25 protein-coding genes, 1 pseudogene and 1 other annotated feature are annotated in these 26,913 nt (G+C 56.4%); all 26 genes and pseudogenes read left to right on the top strand.

Annotated elements, in window-relative coordinates:
• Nucleotides 1-162: 162 nt before the first annotated feature.
• Nucleotides 163-1,431, top strand: coding sequence for a cell division protein FtsA (gene ftsA / locus AP057_RS04700; RefSeq protein ID WP_055358231.1), 1,269 nt, complete (start codon nucleotides 163-165; stop codon nucleotides 1,429-1,431).
• 26 nt (nucleotides 1,432-1,457) lie between these two features.
• Nucleotides 1,458-2,591 carry a cell division protein FtsZ gene (gene ftsZ / locus AP057_RS04695; protein WP_033011308.1) on the top strand — a complete coding sequence of 378 codons (1,134 nt, stop codon included), beginning with the start codon at nucleotides 1,458-1,460 and terminating at the stop codon, nucleotides 2,589-2,591.
• A gap of 211 nt (nucleotides 2,592-2,802) precedes the next feature.
• Nucleotides 2,803-3,714, top strand: coding sequence for a sigma-E processing peptidase SpoIIGA (gene spoIIGA / locus AP057_RS04690; RefSeq protein ID WP_055358176.1), 912 nt, complete (start codon nucleotides 2,803-2,805; stop codon nucleotides 3,712-3,714).
• Nucleotides 3,715-3,764: 50 nt separating this feature from the next.
• Nucleotides 3,765-4,484 carry an RNA polymerase sporulation sigma factor SigE gene (gene sigE / locus AP057_RS04685; protein WP_055358175.1) on the top strand — a complete coding sequence of 240 codons (720 nt, stop codon included), beginning with the start codon at nucleotides 3,765-3,767 and terminating at the stop codon, nucleotides 4,482-4,484.
• A 121-nt stretch (nucleotides 4,485-4,605) separates the two neighbouring features.
• On the top strand, nucleotides 4,606-5,385 hold the full coding sequence (sigG, locus tag AP057_RS04680) for an RNA polymerase sporulation sigma factor SigG (protein ID WP_033016141.1): 780 nt from the start codon (nucleotides 4,606-4,608) through the stop codon (nucleotides 5,383-5,385).
• 94 nt (nucleotides 5,386-5,479) lie between these two features.
• Nucleotides 5,480-5,722 (top strand): YlmC/YmxH family sporulation protein, encoded by a 243-nt coding sequence (locus AP057_RS04675; protein ID WP_033011301.1) that lies wholly within the window; start codon nucleotides 5,480-5,482, stop codon nucleotides 5,720-5,722.
• Nucleotides 5,723-5,873: 151 nt separating this feature from the next.
• Nucleotides 5,874-6,698: a peptidoglycan editing factor PgeF gene (pgeF, locus tag AP057_RS04670; protein ID WP_033016140.1), complete on the top strand. Its 825-nt coding sequence runs from the start codon at nucleotides 5,874-5,876 to the stop codon at nucleotides 6,696-6,698.
• Entirely contained in the window at nucleotides 6,695-7,369 is a 675-nt protein-coding gene (locus AP057_RS04665) for a YggS family pyridoxal phosphate-dependent enzyme (RefSeq protein ID WP_033011299.1), read from the top strand. Before pgeF ends, AP057_RS04665 begins: the two co-directional genes overlap by 4 nt.
• Before the next feature lie 12 nt (nucleotides 7,370-7,381).
• Nucleotides 7,382-7,813 (top strand): cell division protein SepF, encoded by a 432-nt coding sequence (locus tag AP057_RS04660; RefSeq protein WP_033011296.1) that lies wholly within the window; start codon nucleotides 7,382-7,384, stop codon nucleotides 7,811-7,813.
• Between the two features lie 3 nt (nucleotides 7,814-7,816).
• Nucleotides 7,817-8,089 (top strand): YggT family protein, encoded by a 273-nt coding sequence (locus AP057_RS04655; RefSeq protein ID WP_033011295.1) that lies wholly within the window; start codon nucleotides 7,817-7,819, stop codon nucleotides 8,087-8,089.
• A 102-nt stretch (nucleotides 8,090-8,191) separates the two neighbouring features.
• Nucleotides 8,192-8,965: an RNA-binding protein gene (locus AP057_RS04650; RefSeq protein ID WP_044742646.1), complete on the top strand. Its 774-nt coding sequence runs from the start codon at nucleotides 8,192-8,194 to the stop codon at nucleotides 8,963-8,965.
• A 76-nt stretch (nucleotides 8,966-9,041) separates the two neighbouring features.
• Nucleotides 9,042-9,554, top strand: a complete 513-nt coding sequence (locus AP057_RS04645; protein ID WP_145956599.1) for a DivIVA domain-containing protein — start codon at nucleotides 9,042-9,044, stop codon at nucleotides 9,552-9,554.
• A gap of 97 nt (nucleotides 9,555-9,651) precedes the next feature.
• Nucleotides 9,652-9,872 (top strand) — a binding site (T-box leader).
• A 52-nt stretch (nucleotides 9,873-9,924) separates the two neighbouring features.
• Nucleotides 9,925-12,699: an isoleucine--tRNA ligase gene (ileS, locus tag AP057_RS04640; protein ID WP_055358174.1), complete on the top strand. Its 2,775-nt coding sequence runs from the start codon at nucleotides 9,925-9,927 to the stop codon at nucleotides 12,697-12,699.
• An 85-nt stretch (nucleotides 12,700-12,784) separates the two neighbouring features.
• Nucleotides 12,785-13,276 (top strand): signal peptidase II, encoded by a 492-nt coding sequence (gene lspA / locus AP057_RS04635; RefSeq protein ID WP_081106623.1) that lies wholly within the window; start codon nucleotides 12,785-12,787, stop codon nucleotides 13,274-13,276.
• The gene (locus AP057_RS04630) at nucleotides 13,277-14,191 is read left to right on the top strand and encodes an RluA family pseudouridine synthase (protein ID WP_055358172.1); all 915 of its coding nucleotides are present in this window, start codon (nucleotides 13,277-13,279) and stop codon (nucleotides 14,189-14,191) included.
• A gap of 252 nt (nucleotides 14,192-14,443) precedes the next feature.
• Entirely contained in the window at nucleotides 14,444-14,983 is a 540-nt protein-coding gene (gene pyrR / locus AP057_RS04625; protein WP_055358171.1) for a bifunctional pyr operon transcriptional regulator/uracil phosphoribosyltransferase PyrR, read from the top strand.
• Between the two features lie 157 nt (nucleotides 14,984-15,140).
• Nucleotides 15,141-16,442, top strand: a complete 1,302-nt coding sequence (locus AP057_RS04620; RefSeq protein WP_055358170.1) for a solute carrier family 23 protein — start codon at nucleotides 15,141-15,143, stop codon at nucleotides 16,440-16,442.
• 170 nt (nucleotides 16,443-16,612) lie between these two features.
• Complete coding sequence (locus AP057_RS04615; protein WP_055358169.1) at nucleotides 16,613-17,539, top strand: aspartate carbamoyltransferase catalytic subunit; 927 nt, start codon at nucleotides 16,613-16,615, stop codon at nucleotides 17,537-17,539.
• Entirely contained in the window at nucleotides 17,502-18,788 is a 1,287-nt protein-coding gene (locus AP057_RS04610) for a dihydroorotase (protein WP_055358168.1), read from the top strand. The genes AP057_RS04615 and AP057_RS04610 overlap by 38 nt, the downstream gene beginning before the upstream one ends.
• Nucleotide 18,789: 1 nt before the next feature.
• Nucleotides 18,790-19,884, top strand: coding sequence for a carbamoyl phosphate synthase small subunit (locus AP057_RS04605; RefSeq protein ID WP_055358167.1), 1,095 nt, complete (start codon nucleotides 18,790-18,792; stop codon nucleotides 19,882-19,884).
• Entirely contained in the window at nucleotides 19,877-23,074 is a 3,198-nt protein-coding gene (gene carB, locus AP057_RS04600) for a carbamoyl-phosphate synthase large subunit (protein ID WP_055358166.1), read from the top strand. Before AP057_RS04605 ends, carB begins: the two co-directional genes overlap by 8 nt.
• Entirely contained in the window at nucleotides 23,071-23,844 is a 774-nt protein-coding gene (locus AP057_RS04595; protein WP_049624358.1) for a dihydroorotate dehydrogenase electron transfer subunit, read from the top strand. Before carB ends, AP057_RS04595 begins: the two co-directional genes overlap by 4 nt.
• The gene (locus tag AP057_RS04590; RefSeq protein ID WP_033016100.1) at nucleotides 23,841-24,782 is read left to right on the top strand and encodes a dihydroorotate dehydrogenase; all 942 of its coding nucleotides are present in this window, start codon (nucleotides 23,841-23,843) and stop codon (nucleotides 24,780-24,782) included. Before AP057_RS04595 ends, AP057_RS04590 begins: the two co-directional genes overlap by 4 nt.
• Nucleotides 24,754-25,473, top strand: coding sequence for an orotidine-5'-phosphate decarboxylase (gene pyrF / locus AP057_RS04585; RefSeq protein ID WP_055358165.1), 720 nt, complete (start codon nucleotides 24,754-24,756; stop codon nucleotides 25,471-25,473). Before AP057_RS04590 ends, pyrF begins: the two co-directional genes overlap by 29 nt.
• Nucleotides 25,470-26,093 (top strand): orotate phosphoribosyltransferase, encoded by a 624-nt coding sequence (gene pyrE / locus AP057_RS04580; RefSeq protein ID WP_033016098.1) that lies wholly within the window; start codon nucleotides 25,470-25,472, stop codon nucleotides 26,091-26,093. Before pyrF ends, pyrE begins: the two co-directional genes overlap by 4 nt.
• Nucleotides 26,094-26,584: 491 nt before the next feature.
• Nucleotides 26,585-26,913: pseudogene (locus tag AP057_RS04575) on the top strand (IS701 family transposase); the annotation flags it as partial.

Below are 26,913 nucleotides of genomic sequence, written 5' to 3'. Positions count from 1 at the left end.
TGAATTATATGGAGTAAAACAAAATGCGATGTTCTTGCGAAAATCGCGAGCTGGATATAGACGAAGAGATGGACAGGGAAATTTCAGCCGAAAAAGGAGGTGTCGCTGCTTACTGAAACGTCGGCTGACAGCGGCGCGTTTTTAGTAGGCAGATGCCAAAAGATGAGCAGCAATGAGATCGTCGTTAGCCTGGATGTCGGAACATCGAGCGTCAAAGTCATCATCGGGGAAATGTTGGGCAGCTCGATTAACATTATCGGAATCGGCAATGTGAAATCAGAAGGGCTCAAAAAAGGCGCGATTGTTGATATAGATAAAACGGTGCAATCGATCAAGCGCGCGGTCGAACAAGCGGAACGGATGGTCGGCCTTTCGATCCGCCGCGTGATTGTCGGGGTGGCGGGAAGCCATATTCAGCTGCATGACTGCCATGGCATCGTTGCGGTTGCCAGCGAAAACCGCGAAATCAGCGATGAAGACGTTGCCCGCGTCATCGATGCGGCGCAAGTCGTTTCCATCCCGCCGGACCGGGAAATTATCAGCGTCGTTCCGCGCCAGTTTATCGTCGACGGCTTAGACGGCATCCACGACCCACGCGGCATGATCGGCGTCCGCTTGGAGATGGAAGGGACGATGGTGACCGGAGCGAAGACGATTTTACATAATCTCCTTCGCTGTGTGGAACGCGCCGGTTTGGAAATCAGCGACATTTGCCTCCAGCCGTTAGCGGCCGGTTTGCTGGCATTATCCGACGATGAGCGGCACTTGGGCGCCGCGCTCGTCGATCTGGGCGGCGGTTCGACAACGGTCGCTGTCTTTGAGCAAGGGGCGTTGCAAGCTGTCTCTTCACTGCCGGTCGGCGGGGAGCATATTACAAAAGACTTGGCCATCGGGCTGCGGACAACAACGGAGGATGCGGAAAAAATCAAATTGAAGCACGGGTATGCGTTTTACGACCACGCTTCGGACGAAGAAGTGTTCAGCGTGCCGGTCATAGGCAGCGATCAACACCAGCAGTTCAGCCAGCTTGAGATCGCCGATATTATTGAGGCGAGGATGGAGGAAATTTTGCAAATGGTTCAACATGAAGTGCGTCGGCTTGGCTTTCGCGACCTTCCGGGCGGCTATGTGCTGACCGGCGGCGTGGCGAATATGCCGGGAGTGTTGGAGTTGGCTCACGTCGTCCTAGGGACGAGCGTCCGTGTTGCCATGCCGGATTACATCGGCGTGCGCGACCCGCAATACACGATCGGCGTCGGCCTGCTCAAGTTCGCCTACCGGCAGGCGCAGCTGCAAGGGAAAACCGTCCCGGCGGCGGCCGCGGCGGAGCCGGCCGAGCGCCCGGCGCCAAAACAACCATCGAAACCGAAAAAGAAAGAAGACCATTTCGGGAAGAAGGTCAAGAAATTTTTCGGTTCTTTCTTTGAATAGAGATTGAAATTTAGGAGGATTTGGCCATGTTGGAGTTTGAGACAACAGTCGATCAGTTGGCAACGATCAAGGTGATTGGGGTCGGGGGCGGCGGCAACAACGCCGTCAATCGGATGATTGAACACGGAGTGCAAGGCGTTGAATTTATTGCCGTCAATACCGATGCACAGGCGCTCAATTTGTCGAAGGCGCCGACGAAACTGCAAATCGGGGCGAAGCTGACACGCGGCTTGGGTGCGGGAGCGAACCCAGAAGTTGGAAAAAAAGCAGCTGAGGAGAGCAAAGAGCAAATTGAAGAAGCGCTTCGCGGCGCCGATATGGTGTTTGTCACCGCTGGCATGGGCGGCGGCACGGGAACTGGGGCGGCGCCCGTCATCGCCCAAATCGCCCGCGAATTAGGAGCGCTCACGGTCGGTGTCGTCACGCGCCCGTTTACGTTTGAAGGGCGGAAGCGGGCGACGCAGGCCGCAAGCGGCATCGCCGCCATGAAAGAGGCGGTCGATACGCTCATCGTCATTCCGAACGACCGGTTGCTTGAGATTGTTGACAAAAATACGCCGATGCTTGAGGCGTTCCGCGAAGCGGACAATGTGCTGCGCCAAGGGGTGCAAGGCATTTCCGATTTGATCGCTGTGCCGGGGTTGATCAACCTTGACTTCGCCGATGTGAAAACGATCATGTCCAACAAAGGCTCGGCGCTGATGGGCATCGGGATTGCCAGCGGCGAAAACCGAGCGGCGGAGGCAGCCAAAAAAGCCATTTCCAGCCCGCTGTTGGAGACGTCGATCGACGGGGCGCAAGGCGTGCTCATGAACATCACCGGCGGCATGAACTTAAGTTTGTACGAAGTGCAGGAGGCCGCCGACATCGTCGCTTCGGCGGCCGATCAAGAAGTGAATATGATTTTCGGCTCGGTCATCAACGAAGACTTAAAAGACGAAATTGTCGTCACTGTCATCGCGACCGGGTTTAACGAAAACGTTGCTTCGCAGCCGCGGCCGCCGCGCGCCGGCATCGGGACGGCGCCGAAAGTGACGCCGGCGCCGAAGCGGGAAAAGCGCGAAGAACCGGCGCAAGATTATGCGGCGCTCCGGTCCGGGCAGGCGGAAGACCCGCTCGATATTCCGGCGTTCTTGCGTAACCGCAACCGTCGCCGTTGAGGAGCTATCGGGCATGAACAAGCCGTGTTCATGCCTTCTTTTTTTGCCCTCGCCCCGCGCTTCAAAGGGCGGTTTTCCTCGTTCGCACGTTTCCCCTCGCTTTGACAAAACATTCTGTTTTTCACCACCACCAATTGACAGACTTTCCAACGGGATATGCTATATACTTGTTTCAGACAAAAGCCGATGGGGCGGGGGAGGGGCTTGCCGGTTGGTTGTGTATCTTGATGTCATTTGGCTTTTGAACGTCTGTTTTGATGCAATGCTTCTTTGGCTGACAGCGCTCATGCTTAAGCGCCCGATCGTCTGGTGGCGGCTGTTGGCCGGAGCGTTGATCGGGTCGCTGCTTGTGGTGCTGCTGTTCACCCCGTTGTCCGCCATCGCCCAGCACCCGCTTGCCAAAATGGCCGCCTCGATCTTGATTGTGCTCTCCGCTTTTGGCTTTAAGCGGCCGCGCTATATGATCGAGAACATGCTGGCGTTTTACTTTGCCACGTTCGCTGTCGGGGGCGGCATGCTGGCGGTTCATTATTTTTTCGCCGAGCAACTGTCCGTGCAGAACGGATTATTGATGATGCATCCCCCCGGGGCGGGCGACCCGGTAAGCTGGCTGTTTGTCCTCGTCGGGTTTCCGGTGTTGTGGCTTTTTTCCCGCCGCCGTGTGGAACAGATTCGCGAGAAAAAATTGCGCTTCGAACATATTGTAGATGTCATTGCTGTTTGGGAAGGCCTGCCCCTTGCCCTAAGAGGGCTCATCGACAGCGGCAACCAGCTGTTTGACCCAGTGTCCAAAACGCCGGTGATGATCGTGGACCGGGAAAAAGCGAAGGACGTGCTGCCCGAAGAGCTGATGGCCTATATGGCAGCCATGACGGTTGACGACCCGCCCGAACAGTGGGCCCATCGTCTTCGTCTCATTCCATACCGCGCAGTGGGCAGCGGCCCGCAAATGATGATGGCGGTAAAACTAGACCGCATCGCGCTGTCATACGAAAACGAGTGGCTTGAGGTGAAACATGGGCTTATGGCCTTAAGTGCAGACCCGCTTTCAGTCGACGGAGAATACGATTGCATCATCCACCCGAAAATGGTGCAGGCGGGAAGAAAGCTGACCGCTTCATAGGTCGTTACTATATCATACTCGCGTTTTATCCGTTTAGAAGGGGGATTTTGATGAAAAGATGGAAACTTCGGTTCATGTATTGGCTGTATAAGCTGCTGGCCAAACTTGGGTTGAAGGCCGACGAAATTTACTATATCGGCGGCAGCGAGGCGCTTCCGCCGCCGTTGACGAAAGAAGAGGAAGAGCAGTTGATCGAACGGCTGGCCACCGGTGATGAGACGGCGCGGTCGCTGCTCATTGAACGCAATTTGCGGCTTGTCGTCTACATTGCGCGCAAGTTTGAAAACACCGGCATTCACATCGAAGATTTGATCAGCATTGGAACGATCGGCTTAATCAAAGCGGTCAATACGTTTAACCCGGAGAAAAAAATCAAGCTGGCGACTTATGCATCACGCTGCATTGAAAACGAAATTTTAATGTATTTGCGCCGCAACAATAAAGTGCGGGCGGAAGTGTCATTTGACGAACCGCTCAATATCGATTGGGACGGCAATGAGCTGCTGCTGTCCGACGTGCTGGGAACGGAAGACGACGTCATTACAAAGGATTTGGAGGCGGACGTCGACCGGCGGCTGCTGCTAAACGCCTTGCGCCAGCTGAGCGACCGTGAAAAGCAGATTATGGAATTGCGCTTTGGTTTGTCAGGAGGGGAGGAAAAAACGCAAAAAGATGTCGCTGACTTGCTCGGCATTTCGCAATCGTACATATCGCGGCTCGAGAAGCGGATCATTAAACGGTTGCGCAAAGAGTTCAACAAAATGATGTAGCAAGCGGCGGGAGTGGACGCTCCGCCGCTTTTTTTTCGCTCGGACAGGCTGTGCATATTTTTCCCTCCCAGGGAGATACTGAAAACTGACGACTTAGCATCTCCTGATGGGAGGGAACAACTTGACGAGGAACAAAGTCGAAATTTGCGGTGTAGACACTTCAAAGCTTCCCGTCCTCAACAACGAGGAAATGCGGGAGCTGTTTCGCCGGATGCATGAAGGGGATTTGGAAGCAAGGGAAAAATTGGTAAACGGAAACTTACGCCTCGTGTTAAGCGTCATTCAACGCTTTAACAACCGCGGCGAGTTTGTTGATGATTTATTTCAAGTTGGCTGCATCGGACTCATGAAATCGATTGATAATTTTGACCTTAACCAAAATGTGAAATTTTCCACTTATGCGGTGCCGATGATCATTGGCGAAATCCGCCGTTACTTGCGCGATAACAATCCAATTCGCGTCTCGCGCTCGCTGCGCGACATCGCTTACAAAGCGCTGCAAGTGCGGGAACGGCTCATGAGCGAGACGGCGAAAGAGCCGTCGACGAAAGATATTGCGCGGGAACTCGGCGTCGCCCACGAGGAAGTGGTGTTTGCCCTTGATGCCATTCAAGACCCTGTTTCCTTATTTGAACCGATATACAACGACGGCGGCGATCCGATTTATGTGATGGACCAGCTTAGCGACGAGCGCAACCGCGACATCCAATGGATCGAAGAAATCGCTTTAAAAGAAGGGCTGCGGCGGTTGAATGAGCGAGAGAAAATGATTATCCGCAAACGGTTTTTCCAAGGAAAGACGCAAATGGAAGTCGCCGAGGAAATCGGCATTTCCCAGGCGCAAGTGTCCAGGCTTGAAAAGGCAGCGATCCGGCAAATGAATAAAAACATCCAAGTGTGAACGGCTGCTCGGGCAGCCTTTTTTCTTTGGCACATAACCGGTTGGGCGGTGCATATAGATGAAAAAGAGGAGAGGAAAGGCGGGGGACTGAACCGTGATGAGAATTTCTGAGTTTCAAACGAAAGATGTCGTCAATGTGGCCAACGGGAAGAAGCTTGGCAACATCGGGGATATTGACATCGATTTAGATACAGGCAAAATCCGTTCGCTCATTATTTTAGGCTCCGGAAAGATGCTCGGGTTGTTCGGGCGTGAAGAAGCGGTCGTCATTCCGTGGCAAAACATCGTCAAAATCGGAGCGGATGTCATTTTAGTCCGCCTGCATGATGCCGACTGAGCGGCCCGCGCAATGAGCGGCATATTGAGTGGCGGGATTGCACCAATGTTTCGACAAAATCGCAAATAAAGGTTATCACAAACAAACAAACTATGATAAAATAGGAAAAAAAGTGATAAAAACCTACAAAAACAGCGTGAGGTTGACGCGAATGCCGGACATTTTTCAACAAGAAGCTCAAGGATGGCTCCGCTGCGGGGCGCCCCCGTTTGCCGGAGCAGTCGCCGGGTTGACAACGAAACAAGGCGGAGAAAGCGAAGGGCCGTTCGCCTCGCTGAATATGGGGCTGCATGTCGGCGACGATCGCATGCATGTCGTCAACAACCGCCGCCGTCTGGCTGAATGGCTTTCTGTTCCGCTCGATCATTGGGTGTGTTGTGAGCAAGTGCACGGCGCCGTGATTCGGAAAGTGACGAAAGGCGATCGGGGGAGCGGGGCGCACGACTTCGCTGCAGCGGTCCGGGGGGCTGACGGGCTGTATACGGATAAGGCGGGGGTATTGCTCGCACTTTGTTTTGCCGATTGTGTGCCTGTCTATTTTATCGCGCCATCGGCGGGCCTAGTCGGCCTTGCCCACGCCGGCTGGCGGGGGACGGCGGGCGGCATTGTCCAAAACATGGTGCGGCTTTGGCAGGAGCGTGAACACATTGCCCCGTCCGACATCTATGCCGCGATTGGACCGGCCATTGGCCCATGCTGTTACACGGTTGATGACCGGGTGATCGATGGCCTGCGTCCGACTCTTCCTGCGGGCGGCCCGTTGCCGTGGCGCGAAACAAGCCAAGGGCAGTATGCGCTTGATTTAAAAGAGGCCAACCGGCTGCAGCTTGCGGCCGCCGGGATTCCAGACTGCCATATTTATGTGTCGGAACGCTGTACAAGCTGTGAGGAGACGTTGTTTTTTTCCCACCGCCGCGACCGTGGGACGACAGGGCGGATGTTGGCGTTTATCGGCCGAAGGGAGGAAACAGCATGACCGTACGCGACAACTTGGCAGCCGTTCGCCAGCGCATCGAGGCGGCTTGCGCCCGCGTCGGCCGCAATCCGGCCGACGTACGCATCGTTGCTGTCACGAAATATATTGATGCCGAAAGGGCGCTTCATGTGCTTGACGCCGGCATTGCCGACCTCGGCGAAAACCGCGCCGGCCAGCTGCTTGAAAAGTATGAACGGATCGGGGACCGGGCGGTGTGGCATTTTATCGGGACGCTTCAGTCGCGCAAGGTGAAGGACATTATCGATAAAGTCGATTACATCCATTCGCTTGATCGCCTGTCGCTGGCGAAAGAAATTGAAAAGCGGGCGGTGCGGCCGGTGAAATGTTTTGTGCAAGTGAATGTATCGGGAGAAGCGACGAAGCACGGCCTCTCTCCTGACGAGACCGTCCCGTTCATCGATCAGCTCCGTTCGTTTTCGCACCTTGAGGTCGTCGGATTGATGACGATGGCCCCGCATACGGATGACGAGGCGGTATTGCGCGCCTGCTTCCGGCAATTGCGGGTCTTGAAAGAGCGCGTTCAGGCGCTCCGCTGGCCGCATGCGCCGTGCACGGAGCTGTCGATGGGCATGTCGAACGATTACGAGATCGCCATTGAGGAAGGGGCGACGTTTGTGCGCATCGGCAGCGCGCTTGTCGGATCATTGTAGGAGGTGAACTTGATGGGGTTGATGAAAAAATTTCGCGATTATTTTTTAGAAGAAGATTACGAAGACTATGAAGAAGAATACGAAGCGCCGCAGCCGGAAGAGGAGGCGCCGCTGCTGAAGGCGGCAAACAAGGCGAACGTCGTCAGCTTGCAAAGCGTGCAAAAATCGGCGAAAGTCGTGCTCGCTGAGCCGCGGGTGTATGCGGAGGCGCAGGAAATCGCCGATCATTTAAAAAGCCGGCGGGCGGTCATCGTCAATTTGCAGCGCATCCAGCATGAGCAGGCGAAGCGGATCGTCGACTTTTTAAGCGGCACGGTGTACGCCATTGGCGGCGACATTCAGCAAGTTGGCACGAAAATCTTTTTGTGCACCCCGGACAACGTCGACGTCAGCGGCGCGATTTCGCTTGACGGCGAGGATGACAGACCGATAAAGAGGTGGTAGTCGTTGGATTATGTGCTTACGTTTTTAACGACCTTGATTCAAGTATATTCGTACGCTTTGATCATTTACATTTTGATGTCTTGGTTTCCGAATGCGCGCGAAACGCGGTTCGGACAAATGCTTGCCGCCATTTGCGAGCCGTATTTGGAACCGTTTCGGCGCGTCATTCCGCCGCTTGGCATCATTGACATCTCTCCGATCATCGCCTTTATTGTCCTTGAATTTGCGACAAGAGGGCTGTATGCGTTGTTTGACATCCTCGAAGCGCAGTTTTAGCAGCCGGACGGAACGCGCGTCGTTTGGCCCAGGCGCAGGCGGGCGGAATAGCGGGAGGAATCCGTTCCGGGTTCCTTTCTTTATGAGGCAAGGTGAATGGGAATGGAGCTGTATCAGCACTTCCGCAAAGAGGAACATCAATTCATCGATCATGTAATAGAATGGAAGGAAATGGTAGAACGTCAGTACGCTCCGAAGCTGACCGATTTTCTTGATCCGCGTGAGCAGCAAATCGTGCAAAGCATCGTCGGCAGCGACGGAGACGTGCGCGTGTCCTTTTTCGGCGGCGCTTTGTTTGTCGAGCGGAAGCGGGCGCTTTTGTATCCGCCGTATTTCGAACCGAATGAGGAGGATTATGACATCGCCTTGTTCGCTGTCCGCTATCCAGGCAAATTCGTTTCCCTTGAACACCGCGACGTCTTAGGAGCGCTCATGTCGCTCGGCTTGCGGCGGGGCAAGTTCGGCGACATTCTCGTCCAAGGAGGAGAGATCCAATTTTTTGCCGCCGCCGAGGTGGCCGATTACATTCGCCTCCATGTCGGGACGATCGGCAAAGCGCCGGTTTCGCTTGAGCTGTTGCCGCTGTCAGCTGCCATGCCGCTTGCCGAAACGTGGGAGGAAGGAACGGTCACGGTGTCTTCTCTAAGGCTCGATGCGGTGCTTGCCCAGGCGTTCCGCCTCGCGCGCGAGAAAGCGAAGACGCTCATTGAAAGCGGGCTCGTCAAAGTGAACTGGAAGGTGGTGGACAAGCCCGATTTTGTATGCGGGCCGGGCGATGTCCTGTCGGCGCGCGGGTTTGGTCGCTGCAAGCTGTTTTCCGTCGAGGGGATGACGAAAAAAGAACGCTGGCGCATCCGGCTGGGCCGTCAAAAATAATCGAATCGCAGCAGGAAATGGGCTGATCGTGTCGAATGAAGGAAGAAAAGGAATGATGGAGACGGAGGTGGCCATTGTGCCGTTGACGCCATTGGATATTCACAATAAGGAATTCAGCCGCGGATTTCGCGGGTATGACGAAGATGAAGTGAATGAGTTTTTGGATCAAATTATTAAAGATTACGAAATGCTCATCCGTGAAAAAAAGCAGCTGGAAGAAAAAGTGGCCGAACTGACGGAAAAATTGAATTACTTTTCCAACATTGAAGAAACGTTAAATAAGTCGATTCTTGTGGCTCAGGAAGCAGCGGAAGAAGTGAAGCGCAACGCACAAAAAGAGGCGAAGCTGATCATTAAAGAAGCGGAGAAAAACGCGGAGCGCATCATCGGCGACGCGCTGGCCAAATCGCGGAAAATCGCGCTGGAAATCGAAGAACTCAAGCGGCAGTCGAAAGTGTTCCGCGCTCGCTTCCGCATGCTCGTTGAGGCGCAGCTCGATATGATCAACAGCCGTGACTGGGACGAGTTGATGGAATACGAGATGCCTGATCTCGAAGAAGAGGCGAAAGAGCCGTTGTCTCAGCCTTGACGAACCGAGGCCATGTCGGGTATAATCATTGGCAAAAATCACTGCACCAGCCGCCGTGGGAGGCGGTTGGCTTTTTTCAGGATGAATAGTGAAATAGTCATCGACGATGAAAGGGATAGTAGCTCTTGAACGACCGGTCGCAGCGAGCCGGGGATGGTGGAAGCCTGGCATCGGCGCAAGAGTGAACATCACCCTGGAGTTCCATGCCGAACATCCAGTAGGCCATGGCGCGTCATTCCCGTTACGAATGAAAAGTGGGCTGTGCGTCGTTTGCATGGCCAAGAAGGGTGGTACCGCGAGACCGTTCTCGTCCCTTGCCGGGGGAGAACGGTTTTTTATTTGGAATCTATCGTTCGAAGGAGGAGCAAGGATGGATTACAAAGAGACGCTGCTTATGCCGCAAACCGAGTTCCCGATGCGCGGCAACTTGCCGAAGCGGGAGCCGGAAATGCAAAAAAAATGGGAAGAGATGGACATTTACCGGAAAGTGCAGGAGCGGACGAAAGGACGGCCGCTGTTTGTCCTGCATGACGGCCCGCCGTATGCCAACGGCGACATTCATATGGGCCATGCGCTGAATAAAATTTTAAAAGATATCATCGTCCGCTACAAATCGATGAGCGGCTATTGCGCGCCGTACGTGCCGGGCTGGGATACGCACGGACTGCCGATCGAAACGGCGCTCGCGAAGCAAGGCGTCGACCGCAAATCGATGAGCGTCGCCGAGTTTCGCAAGTTGTGCGAGCAATACGCGTATGAACAAATCGACAACCAGCGCCGGCAGTTCAAGCGGCTCGGTGTGCGCGGCGACTGGGACAACCCGTACATTACGCTCAAACCGGAGTACGAAGCCCAGCAAATTAAAGTGTTCGGCGAAATGGCGAAAAAAGGGCTCATCTACAAAGGGTTGAAGCCGGTCTATTGGTCCCCGTCAAGCGAATCGGCGCTCGCCGAAGCGGAAATCGAATATAAAGACAAGCGTTCGCCGTCGATTTATGTCGCCTTCCCGGTGAAAGACGGCAAAGGCGTGCTTGAGGGCGATGAGCGAATCGTCATTTGGACGACGACGCCGTGGACGATTCCGGCGAACTTAGCGATCGCGGTTCATCCGGATTTGGATTACCATGTTGTCGATGTCGGCGGAAAACGGTATGTCGTCGCTGCCGCCTTGGCGGAATCGGTGGCGAAAGAAATCGGTTGGGACGCATGGTCGGTCGTCAAAACGGTCAAAGGAAACGAGCTTGAATACGTCGTGGCGAGACATCCGTTTTATGAGCGCGACTCGCTTGTCGTCTGCGGCGAACACGTCACGACCGACGCCGGCACCGGCTGCGTCCATACGGCGCCGGGCCACGGGGAAGACGACTTTCTCGTTGGGCAAAAATATGGGCTTCCGGTCCTTTGCCCGGTTGATGAGCGCGGCTACATGACCGAGGAAGCGCCGGGATTTGCCGGGATGTTTTACGAAGACGCCAACAAGGCGATTACACAGAAGCTTGAGGAAGTCGGCGCTTTGTTGAAGCTTGGGTTTATCACCCACTCGTATCCGCACGACTGGCGGACAAAGCAGCCGACGATTTTCCGGGCGACAACGCAATGGTTTGCATCGATCGATAAAATCCGCAACGAGCTGCTTCAAGCGATTAAGGAAACGAAATGGATTCCGGAGTGGGGGGAAATCCGCATCCACAACATGGTGCGCGACCGCGGCGACTGGTGCATTTCCCGCCAACGCGCCTGGGGGGTGCCGATTCCGGTCTTTTACGGCGAAAACGGTGAACCGATCATCACCGATGAGACGATTGAGCATGTGTCGAACTTGTTCCGCCAATACGGGTCGAACGTCTGGTTTGAACGCGAGGCGAAAGACTTGCTGCCGGAAGGATTCACCCATCCGTCGAGCCCGAACGGCATCTTTACGAAAGAAACGGACATTATGGATGTCTGGTTTGACTCCGGTTCGTCGCACCAAGCCGTGTTGGTCGAACGCGACGATCTCGTGCGTCCGGCTGATTTGTACTTGGAAGGCTCCGACCAATACCGCGGCTGGTTCAACTCATCGCTGTCCACCGCCGTTGCCGTCACCGGCAAAGCGCCGTATAAAGGCGTGTTGAGCCACGGCTTTGTCTTGGACGGCGAAGGGCGGAAAATGAGCAAGTCGCTCGGCAACGTCGTCGTGCCGACGAAAGTGATGGAACAGTTTGGCGCCGACATTTTGCGCCTTTGGGTCGCTTCGGTTGACTACCAAGCGGACGTGCGCATCTCCGATCATATTTTAAAACAAGTGTCCGAAGTGTACCGGAAAATCCGCAACACATTCCGGTTTATGCTCGGCAACTTGTTCGATTTTGACCCGAACGAAAACGCCGTGCCGATTGGGGAGCTTGGCGAAGTCGACCGCTATATGCTGGCGAAGTTGAACAAGCTGATCGCCAAAGTGAAAAAGGCCTATGACCGCTACGATTTCGCCGCCGTGTACCATGAGATGAACCATTTCTGCACCGTCGAGCTGAGCGCGTTTTACTTGGATATGGCGAAAGACATTTTGTACATCGAAGCGGCCGACTCGCGCGCCCGCCGCGCCGTGCAGACGGTGCTCTATGAGACGGTCGTCGCGTTGGCGAAGCTCATCGCGCCGATTTTGCCGCATACCGCCGATGAAGTGTGGGAGCATATCCCGAATCGAAGAGAAAACGTCGAAAGCGTCCAGCTCACCGATATGCCGGAGCCGATCGCGATCGACAGCGAAGAAGCGCTGCTGGCGAAATGGGATGCGTTTATGGACGTGCGCGATGATATTTTCAAAGCGCTCGAGAACGCCCGCAATGAAAAAGTGATCGGCAAATCGCTGACCGCGAGCGTCATCGTCTACCCGAAAGACGAGGCGCGGAAGCTATTGGCGTCGCTTGATGCCGACTTGCGCCAGCTTCTCATCGTTTCCGCCTTTTCGATCGCCGATGAGCCGTATGACGCCGCGCCGGCCGAAGCCGAACGGCTTAACCATGTAGCGGTGATCGTCCGCCCGGCGGAAGGCGAGACGTGCGAGCGGTGCTGGACGGTGACGAAAGAAGTCGGCGCCGATCCGTCGCATCCAACGCTTTGTCCGCGCTGCGCGCACATTGTGAACGAACATTATTACGCGTAACAAAAAGCGGCAAGGCTGCCTTGGGGCGGCCTTGCCGCTTCATTTGTTTGCCATGGCGAATTATGCTACAATGCAAAAAGGATGAATGAGAAGGACAGGGGGACTTGGCACGGTGGCATACTATTGGATTGCGGCGGCGGTCGTCATCCTCGATCAATGGACGAAATGGCTTGTCGTCCGCTATATGCGGCTTGGGGAAAGCATCCCGATCATTGACAATGTGCTCTATATTACGTCGCACCGCAACCGCGGCGCGGCATGGGGCATGCTAGAAGGGCAGTTTTGGCTCTTTTATTTGATTACGGTGATTGTCGTGGCGGCGATCGTGGTCTACATCCGCCGCCTGAAGCCTTCTGAACGCCTGGCGGGCGTAGGGCTTGGGCTGATGCTCGGCGGGGCGATTGGCAATTTTCTCGACCGCGTCTTTCGCAAGGAAGTGGTCGATTTCATCCACGCGTACATCGGCACGTACAGTTTTCCGGTGTTCAATATCGCCGACTCGGCGCTGACCGTCGGCGTCATCTTGCTGTTTGTCCATATGTTTTTTTTCGCGACACCAGAGAAAGGGAATGAGTAGATGGACACGATCACGTTTCACATCGAAGACGAATATGACGGCGAGCGGATCGATAAAGTGATCGCGGCGCTAAATGACGAATGGTCGCGTTCGCAAGTGCAGCAATGGATCAAAAACGGGCTTGTGACCGTGAACGGCCAGACGGTGAAAGCGAACTACAAATGCGAGGCGGGCGACTCGGTCGCCGTTTCGCCTCCTGAGCCGGAGCCGCTTCATGTCGAGCCGGAGCCGATTCCGCTTGACATTTATTATGAGGATGAGGATGTCCTTGTCGTCAACAAGCCGCGTGGCATGGTCGTCCATCCGGCGCCCGGGCATATGCGCGGCACGCTTGTGAATGCGCTTCTCGCCCATTGCCGCGACTTGTCCGGGATCAACGGCGTGCTTCGCCCCGGCATCGTCCATCGCATTGACAAAGACACATCAGGACTATTGATGGTGGCGAAAAACGACGCCGCCCACCGCTCGCTCGTCGAGCAGCTGGTGAACAAAACGGTGACGCGCCGCTACAAGGCGATCGTCCACGGCGTCATTCCGCACGATTATGGCACGATCGATGCCCCGATCGGCCGCGACAAGCGCGATCGAAAGAAAATGGCCGTCACCGAAGAAAACGGGAAGGAAGCGGTCACCCATTTCCGCGTGCTCGAGCGGTTTCGCCATTATACGTATGTGGAGTGCCAGCTGGAAACGGGGCGGACGCACCAAATTCGCGTCCATATGAAATACATCGGCTACCCGCTCGCTGGCGACCCGCAATACGGGCCGAAAAAAACGCTCGCCATCGACGGCCAGGCGCTGCACGCCGGGGTGCTCGGCTTCCGTCATCCGAGAAGCGGCGAGTATTTGGAATTCGAAGCGCCGTTGCCGCCGGAGTTTGCCGAGCTGCTTGACTGGCTGCGAAAAAACGATTGACAAACGAACACGCCCCCTTTACAATGAAAACAGGTGAACAGGAACCTTTAAGTTCAGTCCTGTGAGGCTGAAAAGGGGTCGGAATGACAAAGAAGGGCGATGTATGCCCATCTTGTTTGGCGATAAGCGCGCCATCCCCCGCTTCACAGGCGGGGGGTTTTTTATGAAAACAGGCGGGAACGGCCTGGTTGGCGCGCCGCCTGCGGAAACACGCTGGCCGCGGCGTGTATGCGCTGTTAGGAGGTGGACGGAATGCAAAAGGCGGTCGTGATGGACGAACAGGCGATTCGCCGCGCTTTGACGCGCATCGCCCACGAAATCATCGAACGAAACAAAGGCATTGACGGCTGCGTGCTTGTCGGAATTAAAACGCGCGGCATTTACTTGGCGCGCCGCTTGGCGGAGCGGATCGAGCAAATTGAAGGGGCGTCCGTTCCCGTCGGTGAGCTTGACATCACCTTGTACCGCGACGATTTGACCGTGAAGACGGACGACCATGAACCGCTTGTGAAAGGAACGAATGTGCCGTTTCCGGTGAGCGAGCGGAATGTCATTTTAGTCGATGATGTGCTGTTTACCGGCCGGACGGTGCGGGCGGCGATGGATGCGGTCATGGATTTGGGCCGCCCGTCGCGCATCCAGCTCGCCGTGCTTGTCGACCGCGGCCACAGGGAACTGCCGATCCGCGCTGATTTCGTCGGCAAAAACGTGCCGACCTCTCGTTCGGAACTGATCGTCGTGGAGCTTTCGGAAGTGGACGGCATCGATCAAGTCTCCATTCATGAAAAATAGCGAAGCACCCTTTTAAGCGCAGTCCCGTGAGGCTGCAAAAGGGGCGGGATCGTTTCGGCTGTTTCTGCACCCTCTTTGCGTCTTCGCGGGCAAAGAGGGATTTTTTGTGCACACTAAAAAGCAAGCCTCGCTCATTTGATCAAAGGAGTGACGAAAGATGAACAAACCGGTGTTGGACATTCAAGACCGCCCGACTGTTGGGCAATGGATCACCTTAAGCCTTCAGCATTTATTCGCCATGTTCGGGGCGACGATTTTAGTGCCGTACTTAGTCGGCTTAGATCCGTCGATCGCCTTGCTGACAAGCGGGCTTGGAACATTGGCGTTTTTGCTCATTACGAAATGGCAAGTGCCGGCGTATCTTGGCTCGTCGTTCGCCTACATTGCGCCGATCATCGCGGCGAAAACGGCTGGCGGCCCGGGAGCGGCGATGATTGGCAGCTTCCTCGCCGGATTGGTGTACGGGGTTGTCGCCCTCATCATTAAAAAAGCCGGCTACCGATGGGTGATGAAGCTGCTGCCGCCGGTTGTCGTCGGTCCGGTCATCATCGTCATCGGTCTCGGCTTAGCCGGCACGGCGGTCGGGATGGCGATGAACGGCCCGGACGGCAAATACAGCCTGCTTCATTTCTCGGTGGCGCTTGTGACGCTTGCGGCCACGATCGTCTGCTCGGTGCTTGCGCGCGGCATGTTGAGCTTGATTCCAGTGCTTGTCGGCATCGTTGTCGGCTACGTTTACGCCCTCGCTGTCGGACTGGTTGACTTGTCGAAAGTGGCGGCGGCGAAATGGTTCGAATGGCCGGATTTCTTGATTCCGTTTGCCGATTATCCGGTGCGCATCACTGCCGAGATCGTCATGCTCATGGTGCCGGTGGCGATCGTCACCTTGTCCGAGCATATCGGCCACCAGCTTGTGTTAAGCAAAGTCGTCGGCCGCGACCTCATTCAAAAACCGGGGCTGCACCGCTCGATTTTAGGGGACGGAACGGCGACGATGATCTCCGCCTTGCTTGGCGGTCCGCCGAAAACGACGTACGGGGAAAACATCGGTGTACTGGCGATCACCCGCGTCTACAGTGTCTACGTGCTGGCCGGCGCGGCGGTCATCGCGATCGCTTTCGGCTTCGTCGGCAAAATCACGGCGCTGATCAGCTCGATTCCGACGCCGGTCATGGGCGGTGTGTCGATCTTGCTGTTTGGCATCATCGCCTCGTCCGGACTGCGCATGTTGATCGACAGCCGCGTCGATTTCGGTCAGACGCGCAATTTAGTCATCGCCTCGGTCATCTTGGTCATCGGCATCGGCGGAGCGGTGCTGAAAATCAGCGACAGCTTCCAAATCACCGGGATGGCGCTCTCGGCCATTGTCGGCGTCCTGCTCAACTTAGTGCTGCCGGGGCGTCCGCAAGAAGCGGAAAACTTATTTGAAGCTGAAAACGACAGCGGCGATGTTGCCTAAATCGAATACAAAACACCTTTTAATTAAGTCCCGTGAGGCTTAAAAAGGTGTGAAAACAGGCGCATCCAGGGCCGGAGTGCACCTTCTCCGGTTCTGCCATGCGCCGATCGTCACACCTTGCCCAGCCGGCAAGGTGTTTTTTTGCAAAAAAAAGAAAGGGAGAGAGGCCAATGACCCATCTTTTTACATTGAGCGAACTGCCGCTTTCCGACATCACCCGGCTGCTTGATGAAGCGGAAGCGTTCCGCCGCGGCCGCGCTTGGCGCCCGGCGGCGCCGATGTACGTCGCCAACTTGTTTTTCGAACCGAGCACGCGCACGAAATGCAGCTTCGAGATGGCGGAACGGAAGCTTGGGCTTCATGTCATTCCATTTGACCCGGAACGCTCGAGCGTGCAAAAAGGGGAGACACTGTACGATACCGTACGGACGCTTGAGGCGATCGGCGTCGATGCGGTTGTCATCCGCCATCACGAAGATGCGTATTTCGAAGCGCTCCGCCATACGGTCGGCATTCCGATCATCAACGCCGGTGACGGCTGCGGGCACCATCCGACCCAGTCGCTCTTGGATTTATTGACGATCCGCCAAGAGTTTGGCGCCTTCACTGGCTTGACGGTGGCGATCATCGGCGACATCCGTCATAGCCGCGTCGCCCGCTCCAATGCGGAAGTGTTGACACGATTGGGCGCGAACGTCCTGTTTTCCGGACCAGCGGAGTGGAAAGATGAAACGAATCCGTACGGGACGTATGTCGAAGTCGACGAGGCCATCGCCCGCGCCGATGTCGTGATGCTGTTACGCATCCAACATGAACGCCATGCGGAAACGATGGGGCTGACAAAAGAAGAGTACCATGCGCGGTACGGGCTGACGCTTGAGCGGGCGCGGCGGATGAAATCGGGCGCCATCATCTTGCACCCGGCGCCGGTCAACCGCGGGGTCGAAATCGCCAGCGAACTTGTCGAAGCGAAGGCATCGCGCATTTTTAAACAAATGGAAAACGGCGTCTACGTCCGGATGGCTGTCTTAAAACGGGCAATGGAAGGGAGAATGGAGCATGGACGTATGGCTGAAAAATGGCATGTCGTTCAATGAAGATGGGAAATTGGTGCGGACACATCTCAAAATGGAACACGGAACCATTGCGGCGATCCTGTATGAACAGCCGCTCGAAGCGGATGGGGAGGACGTGATCGACGTCGGCGGCCGTCTCATCGCTCCCGGCTTGATCGACTTGCACGTTCATTTGCGCGAACCAGGCGGCGAGGCGAAAGAAACGATTGAAACGGGCACGCTCGCCGCGGCGAAAGGCGGTTTTACGACGGTTGCCGCCATGCCGAACACAAATCCGGTGCCGGACCGGAAAGAACAGATGGAATGGCTGCAAGCCCGCATCCGCGAAACGGCGCGCGTCAACGTGCTTCCGTACGCGGCGATCACGATTGGGCAAAAAGGGGAGGAGATGACCGATTTTGCGGCGCTAAAAGAAGCAGGGGCGTTCGCCTTTACCGATGACGGCGTCGGCGTCCAGTCGGCCGGGATGATGTTTGAAGCGATGAAACAGGCGGCGGCGCTCGATATGGCGATCGTTGCCCATTGCGAGGACGACACGCTGACAAACGGCGGAGCGGTGCATGACGGCGAGTTCGCCCGCCGGCATGGGCTCGCCGGCATTCCATCCGTCTGCGAAGCGGTGCACATCGCCCGCGACGTCCTGCTCGCGGAAGCAGCCGGATGCCATTATCACGTCTGCCATATCAGTACGAAAGAGTCGGTGCGCGCCGTCCGCGACGCGAAGCGGGCGGGCATCCGCGTCACGGCCGAAGTGACGCCGCACCATTTGCTCTTGTGCGACGAAGACATTCCAGGGTTGGATGCAAACTACAAAATGAACCCGCCGCTGCGCAGCCGCGCGGACCGCGAGGCGCTCATTGAGGGCCTGCTCGATGGCACGATCGATTTTATCGCTACGGATCATGCGCCGCATACAGCAGCGGAAAAAGCGAAAGGCATCGAGGCGGCGCCGTTTGGCATCGTCGGGCTCGAGACGGCGTTTCCGCTCTTATATACCCATTTCGTCAAAACAGGCGTGTTTACATTAAAGCAGCTTGTCGACTGGCTGACGATCAAGCCGGCGCAATGTTTTGGCCTTAAGGCCGGACGGCTTGCCGTCGGGGCGCCGGCGGACATTGCGGTCATCGATTTGGAAACGGAAGAAGCGATTGATCCCGAGACGTTTGCCTCAAAAGGGAAAAATACGCCGTTTGCCGGCTGGAAATGCCAAGGCTGGCCGGTGATGACGTTTGTCGGCGGAACACTCGTATGGAAGAAAGGAAGAGAATGACATGAAACGGCAGCTCATTTTGGAAGACGGTTCGTTTTTTGTCGGCGAAGCGTTTGGCAGCACGAAAGAGACGACCGGCGAAGTCGTCTTTAACACCGGCATGACCGGGTATCAAGAAATTTTGACCGACCCGTCGTATTGCGGGCAAATTGTGACGATGACGTATCCATTGATCGGCAACTACGGTATTAACCGCGACGACTTTGAAGCGATCCGCCCGTACGTGCACGGATTCATCGTCAAAGAAGCGTGCCTCATGCCGTCCAACTGGCGCGGCGAACTGACGCTGGATGAGTATTTAAAAGAAAAAGACATTCCGGGACTCGCGGGCATTGACACGCGCAAACTGACACGGGTCATCCGCCAGCACGGAACGCTGAAAGGAATGATTTGCGGGCTGGATGTCCATCCGGCGGAAGCGGCGGCCAAGCTGCGGGCGATGGAGTGGCCGCGCGACCAAGTGCGGCGCGTCTCAACAAAAAGCGCCTACCCAAGCCCGGGGCGCGGCGAGCGTGTCGTCTTGATCGACTTTGGGATGAAGCACGGCATTTTGCGCGAACTGAACAAGCGAAACTGCGATGTCATCGTGTTGCCGTACAATGCGACGGCGGAAGACGTATTGAGCTGGCATCCGGATGGGGTCATGCTTTCCAATGGACCGGGCGACCCGAAAGACGTGCCGGAAGCGATCGAGATGATCCGCGGGATCTTGGGCAAAGCGCCGCTCTTTGGCATCTGCCTCGGCCATCAGCTGTTCGCCTTGGCATGCGGGGCGAATACGGAGAAGATGAAATTCGGCCATCGCGGCTCGAACCATCCGGTCAAAGACTTGCGCACCGGCAAAGTCGCCATCACGTCGCAAAACCATGGTTATACGGTCACGCATGAATCGCTTGCCGGCACGCGTCTTGAAGTGACGCACGTCGCCTTAAATGACGGCACAGTCGAAGGGCTGCGCCATCTCGATTTCCCGGCGTTTACGGTGCAGTATCATCCGGAAGCGTCGCCGGGGCCAGAAGATGCCAATCCGCTGTTTGACGAGTTTTTGGCGCTCATCCGCCAGTTCAACAAGAAAGGAGAAGTCATCCATGCCTAAACGCCGCGACATTGAAACGATTTTAGTCATCGGCTCGGGGCCGATCGTCATCGGCCAGGCGGCCGAGTTCGACTACGCAGGGACGCAAGCGTGCTTAGCCCTAAAAGAAGAAGGATACAAAGTCATTTTGGTGAACTCAAACCCGGCGACGATCATGACCGATACGGAAATCGCCGATAAAGTCTATATGGAGCCGCTGACGCTCGATTTTGTCGCCCGCATCATCCGCAAAGAGCGGCCGGACGCGATTTTGCCGACGCTTGGCGGCCAAACGGGCCTTAACTTGGCGGTGGAACTGGCCAAAGCCGGGGTGCTCGAGGAGTGCGGCGTCGAAATTCTCGGCACGAAGCTTGAAGCAATCGAAAAAGCGGAAGACCGCGAACAGTTCCGCGCCCTCATGAACGAGCTTGGCGAGCCGGTGCCGGAAAGCGCGATTATTCACAGCTTGGAGGAAGCGTACGCCTTTGTCGAACAAATCGGCTATCCGGTCATCGTCCGCCCCGCGTTCACGCTCGGCGGCACGGGCGGCGGCATTTGCACGAACGAAGAAGAGCTTGTCGAGATTGTGTCAACCGGCCTGAAGCTGAGTCCGGTGCACCAATGCTTGCTCGAGCGGAGCATCGCCGGCTACAAGGAGATTGAATACGAAGTGATGCGCGACGCCAACGACAACGCGATCGTCGTCTGCAACATGGAAAACATCGATCCGGTCGGCATTCATACGGGTGATTCGATCGTCGTCGCCCCGAGCCAGACGTTAAGCGACCGCGAGTATCAGCTGCTCCGCAACGCGTCGCTTAAGATCATCCGCGCGCTTGGCATCGAAGGCGGCTGCAACGTCCAGCTGGCGCTTGACCCGGACAGCTTCCGCTATTACGTCATTGAAGTGAACCCGCGCGTCAGCCGCTCGTCGGCGCTGGCGTCCAAAGCAACGGGATATCCGATCGCGAAACTGGCGGCGAAAATCGCCGTCGGGTTGACGCTTGATGAAATGATCAACCCGGTCACCGGGAAAACGTACGCCTGCTTCGAGCCGGCGCTCGACTATGTGGTGACGAAAATTCCGCGCTTTCCGTTTGACAAATTTGAATCGGCGAACCGCCGCCTTGGCACGCAAATGAAAGCGACCGGCGAAGTGATGGCGATCGGCCGGACGTTCGAAGAATCACTGTTAAAAGCCGTTCGTTCGCTCGAGATCGGGGTGCATCATCTGGAATTGAACGAGGCGAAAACGGCCGCCGACGACGTGATGGAAAAACGGATCCGCAAGGCGGGCGATGAGCGGCTCTTTTACATCGCCGAGGCGCTCCGCCGCGGGGTGACAGTGGAGACGCTGCATGAATGGAGCCAAATTGACCGCTTTTTCCTGCATAAGATTCAAAACATTATTGAGATGGAAACGGTCTTGAAAAACCACCCGGACGACCTTGACGTGTTAAAAAAAGCGAAGGGGCTCGGCTTCTCCGATGCGGCGATAGCGGCATTATGGAACAAAACGGAGCGCGACGTTTACGCGCTGCGCCGCCAGGAAGGCATCGTGCCGGTGTACAAAATGGTCGATACGTGCGCGGCCGAGTTCACGTCGGAAACGCCGTACTACTACAGCACGTACGAGGAAGAAAATGAATCGATCGTGACGGAAAAACCGAGTGTCATCGTGCTTGGTTCCGGCCCGATCCGCATCGGCCAAGGGATTGAGTTTGACTACGCGACCGTCCATTGCGTCTTTGCGATCAAACAAGCCGGCTACGAGGCGATCATCATCAACAACAACCCGGAAACGGTCTCGACCGATTTCAGCACATCGGACAAACTGTATTTCGAACCGTTGACGGCTGAAGATGTGATGCATGTCATCGACCTCGAACAGCCGGTCGGCGTCATCGTCCAATTCGGCGGTCAGACGGCCATCAACTTGGCGGCGGAACTCGAAGCGCGCGGCGTCCGCTTGCTTGGGACGACGCTTGAAGATTTGGACCGTGCCGAAGACCGCGACAAATTTGAACAGGCGCTCTCAGAGCTTGGCATTCCGAAACCGGCCGGCAAAACGGCTGTTTCGGTCGAAGAAGCGGTTGCCATCGCCGAAGAAATCGGCTATCCGGTGCTCGTCCGCCCATCGTACGTGCTCGGCGGCCGGGCGATGGAAATTGTCTACAACCGCGAAGAGCTGCTTCATTACATGGAACATGCCGTGCGCGTCAATCCGCAGCACCCAGTGCTTGTCGACCGCTACATCACTGGCAAGGAAGTCGAAGTCGACGCCATCGCCGACGGCGAGACGGTCGTCATTCCGGGGATCATGGAACATATCGAACGGGCCGGCGTCCATTCCGGCGACTCGATCGCCGTCTATCCGCCGCAAACGTTAAGCGATGACGTCATCGCAAAAATTACCGACTATACGGTGAAACTGGCGCGCGGGCTGCATATTGTCGGGCTGTTGAACATCCAGTTCGTCGTCGCAGGCAGCGACGTCTACGTCTTGGAAGTGAACCCGCGCTCAAGCCGCACGGTGCCGTTTTTAAGCAAAATCACCGGCGTGCCGATGGCGAATCTCGCCACGAAAGCCATTTTAGGGGCGAAGCTCGCCGACATGGGTTATGAGACGGGCGTCTGCCCGGTGCGCCCCGGCGTGTACGTGAAAGTGCCGGTGTTCTCGTTTGCGAAATTGCGCAACGTCGACATTTCGCTCGGCCCGGAAATGAAATCGACCGGCGAAGTGATCGGCAAAGACGTGACGTTTGAAAAAGCGCTCTATAAGGGGCTCGTCGCCTCCGGCATCCAGATCCAGCCGCATGGGGCGGTGTTGTTGACGGTGGCCGACAAAGACAAAGAAGAAGCCGTCGAGCTGGCGCGCCGCTTTGCCGACATCGGCTACCAGCTGTTGGCGACGAACGGCACGGCGGAAACGTTGAAAGCGGCCGGCATTCCGGTGACGGTCGTCAATAAAATCCACTCGGCGTCACCGAACATTTTGGATGTCATCCGCCAAGGGAAGGCGCAAGTCGTCATCAACACGCTGACGAAAGGGAAGCAGCCGGAAAGCGACGGCTTCCGCATCCGCCGCGAAGCGGTCGAAAACGGCATCCCGTGCTTGACGTCGCTCGATACGGCCCGGGCGATGCTGCAAGTGCTCGAATCGATGACGTTTTCAACGACAGCGATGACGGAAGGGCTGGTGCGCTCATGATCGGCCGCGAACGAATGACGGTCGCAAGCCAGCGGCGGATCGCCGAGCGGACGTATGAATTGACGCTTGCTGGTCGCCTCGTGCAACAGATGAAACAGCCGGGCCAGTTCGTCCATGTGAAGGTAGCGGCAACGGCCGATCCGCTTTTGCGCCGCCCGCTCAGCCTTTGCCATATCGATCGGGAGCGCGGACAGTGCACGATCATCTACCGCCAGGAAGGAAAAGGCACCGCGCTGTTGGCGCAAAAACAGCCGGGCGATGCGGTCGATGTGCTCGGCCCGCTCGGCAACGGCTTTCCGCTCGAGGCCGCGCCGGCGGGCGGCCGCGCGCTGCTGGTCGGCGGCGGCATCGGCGTCCCGCCGCTCTATGAACTGGCGAAACAGCTCACAAAGCGCGGCGTCAAAGTGGTGAGCGTGCTCGGGTTTCAAACGAAAGCGGCGGTCTTTTACGAAGAGGAATTTGCCGCGTTCGGCGAGACGCATGTCGCGACCGATGACGGCTCGCACGGAACGGCCGGGCGCGTCACCGATGTGATCGAAGCGCGTTCGCTTGAGTTTGACGTCTTGTACGCCTGCGGTCCGAAGCCGATGCTTCGGGCGCTGGCGGAACGGTTTCCGAACCGGCCGGTGTACGTGTCGCTCGAGGAGCGGATGGGCTGCGGCGTCGGGGCGTGTTTCGCCTGCGTCTGCCATGTGCCAGGGAGCGAGACGGCGTATAAAAAAGTATGCAGCGACGGCCCGGTGTTTCGGGCCGGGGAGGTGGTGCTATGAACCGGCTTGCGGTCGAACTGCCGGGTCTTTCGCTCAAAAACCCGATCATGCCGGCGTCCGGCTGTTTTGGATTTGGCCGCGAGTACGCCCGGTTTTACGATTTAAGCGTGTTAGGCGCCATTATGATCAAGGCGACGACAAAAGAGCCGCGCTTTGGCAACCCGACACCAAGGGTGGCAGAAACGCCGGGCGGGATGTTAAACGCCATCGGCCTGCAAAACCCCGGCCTTGACAAAGTGCTCGAAGAAGAACTGCCGTGGCTTGAACAGTTTGACGTACCGATCATCGCCAACATCGCTGGCTCGACGGTGGAAGAGTACGTCGAGGTAGCCGAAGCGATTTCCAAAGCGCCCAATGTCCATGCGTTAGAGCTCAACATTTCCTGCCCAAACGTGAAAAAAGGCGGGATTGCGTTCGGCACCGTGCCGGACGTGGCAGCGGAACTGACGCGGCTTGTCAAAGAAGTGTCCGCCGTGCCGGTTTACGTGAAGCTGTCTCCGAACGTCACCGACATCGTCGCGATGGCGAAAGCCATTGAACAAGCGGGCGCCGATGGCTTGACGATGATCAACACGCTCGTTGGCATGCGCATCGACGTGAAAACAGGCCGGCCCGTTTTGGCCAACGGCACCGGCGGCTTATCTGGCCCGGCGGTCAAGCCAATCGCCATTCGCATGATTTATGAAGTGAGCCAAGCGGTGTCGATTCCGATCATCGGCATGGGCGGTGTGCAAACGGCGGAAGACGTGCTCGAGTTTTTCTACGCCGGCGCGAGCGCGGTTGCGGTCGGCACAGCCAACTTCGTCGATCCGTTCGTCTGCCCGACGATCATCAACGACCTGCCGGCGCTGTTGGACGACCTCGGGATCGGCCACATTTCCGAATGCATAGGAAGGAGCTGGAAGACCGGTGCACACGCCGTTCATTGTCGCGCTTGATTTCCCATCAAAACAAGAGGTGGAGCGGTTTTTGCGGCCGTTTGCCGGAACGCCGCTGTTCGTCAAAGTCGGCATGGAGCTGTACTATCAGGAAGGTCCAGCCATCGTCGCGTTTCTCAAAGAACAAGGACATGCCGTCTTTTTAGACTTAAAACTGCACGACATCCCAAATACGGTGAAACAGGCGATGAAAGGGCTCGCCCGTGTCGGCGTCGATTTGGTGAACGTCCACGCCGCCGGCGGCCGGCGCATGATGGAAGCGGCGATCGAGGGGCTTGACGCCGGCACGCCAAGCGGCGCCGCCCGACCGCGCTGCATCGCCGTCACCCAACTGACAAGCACGGACGAGCGAATGCTTCATGAGGAGCTGTGGATTTCCCGCCCGCTTGTGGAAACAGTCGCCCATTACGCCGCCTTGGCGAACGAAAGCGGCCTTGACGGCGTCGTCTGCTCGGCGAACGAAGCGCCGCTCATCAAAGAACGGTGCGGCGCCTCGTTCCTCGCCGTCACCCCGGGCATCCGCTTTGCCGATGAGGCAGCGCACGACCAAGTGCGCGTCGTCACCCCAAGGAAAGCGCGTGCGCTTGGTTCTGACTACATCGTCATCGGCCGCAGCCTCACCCGCGCCGCCGATCCGCTCGGGGCGTATGCCCGCCTGCAACACGAATGGAACGGAGGAGAGAGAGAATGAAACACGACATCGCCGCCAAACTGCTTCAAATCGGGGCCGTCGCCCTGCAGCCGAACGAGCCGTTTACATGGTCTTCGGGCTTGAAATCGCCGATTTATTGCGACAACCGCCTGACGCTCGCTTACCCCGACGTGCGCCGCACGATCGCCGACGGCCTCGCCGAACTCATCCGCACCCATTTCCCTAAAGCGGACCTCATCGCCGGCACCGCAACCGCCGGCATCCCGCACGCCGCCTGGGTGAGCGAGCGGCTTGAGCTGCCGATGTGCTACGTCCGCAGCCAGGCGAAAGCGCACGGCAAAGGAAAACAAATTGAAGGCCAAGCCGAACCGGGCCAGCGCGTGGTCGTTATCGAAGACTTGATCTCGACGGGCGGCAGCTCGCTTGCGGCCGTCCGCGCCTTGAAAGAGGCGGGCTGCGAGGTGCTGGGCGTCGCCGCCATTTTCACATACGGGCTCGAAAAAGCGAAACAGGCGTTTGCCGAAGAGAATTTGCCTGCCTACACGCTTACGGACTACAACACCCTCATCGAAACGGCCGTTCGCCTTGGCGCCGTCAGCGAACACGATCTGGCGACATTGCGAAAATGGCGGGAGAATCCGGAGGAGTGGGGGAAATAAAATCAACGCAAGCGAAAAGGGGCTGACGCAAAAGCCCCTTTTTGATGAAAGTTCACCGAAGTACTAGGATTCTTTCTCCATTTTGACGACAAATCTTTTACTCATGCAAGCTTCTACAAGAAAATGGAAAAACATGTCGAACTTTGTCTGTTCCGAATGGCCGTAAAATTCAGTGTATCTTTAATGAAGCAGCCAATCACAGGTTTCTTCCACCTACACCCCAGCTGTAAATAGCAGCTTTGAAGGAACCACAGCGAATTGGAGTGGAACAATGATTTATCGGATCGCTTCAAACAGCTGTTGTTAGCAAACGGCACTTCCGTCAACTATGAATATGACGCGAATGACAAGGTTACGAATAATGTTTAATTTACTGTAGATGAGCAAATTCACTGACATAAATTGACAACTAAACAAAAAAGGAGACATGAACCCGATTCCTTGGTTAGAATAGATGTACCACCAACTATCCACAAGGAGGTTCATGTCTCATGAATAGATTAGCACATCACCAAGGAATCCACAAGTTTTTCTTCACGCTGGGGTTGACGCTGCAGCTTTCCAAACCGGTCATCAAGCATCTCATTCATATTGTCGATGCCTTGACCACCAAGGGATTCTCGGGAACATTGACTGATATTCATTACTGGAGCTTTCATCCGAATCATCGAACGACGCTCCGTCACTTTTTCACGAAAAGCCCTTGGAACGAGGAAAGGCTGCTTGGGAAGCTTCAAGAGTGGATCCTTTCCCAGGTCGAACGACTGGCCAAACGGAAGAATCAACCCCTTTTGGCTGTCTCTTATACAACTCTGACGCT

Origin of the sequence: Geobacillus sp. Sah69 (assembly GCF_001414205.1) — a bacterium.
GTDB classification, from domain to species: domain Bacteria; phylum Bacillota; class Bacilli; order Bacillales; family Anoxybacillaceae; genus Geobacillus; species Geobacillus stearothermophilus.
The sequence above is the reverse complement of the archived record's forward strand: the minus strand, read 5'-3'. Positions and strand labels throughout refer to the sequence as shown.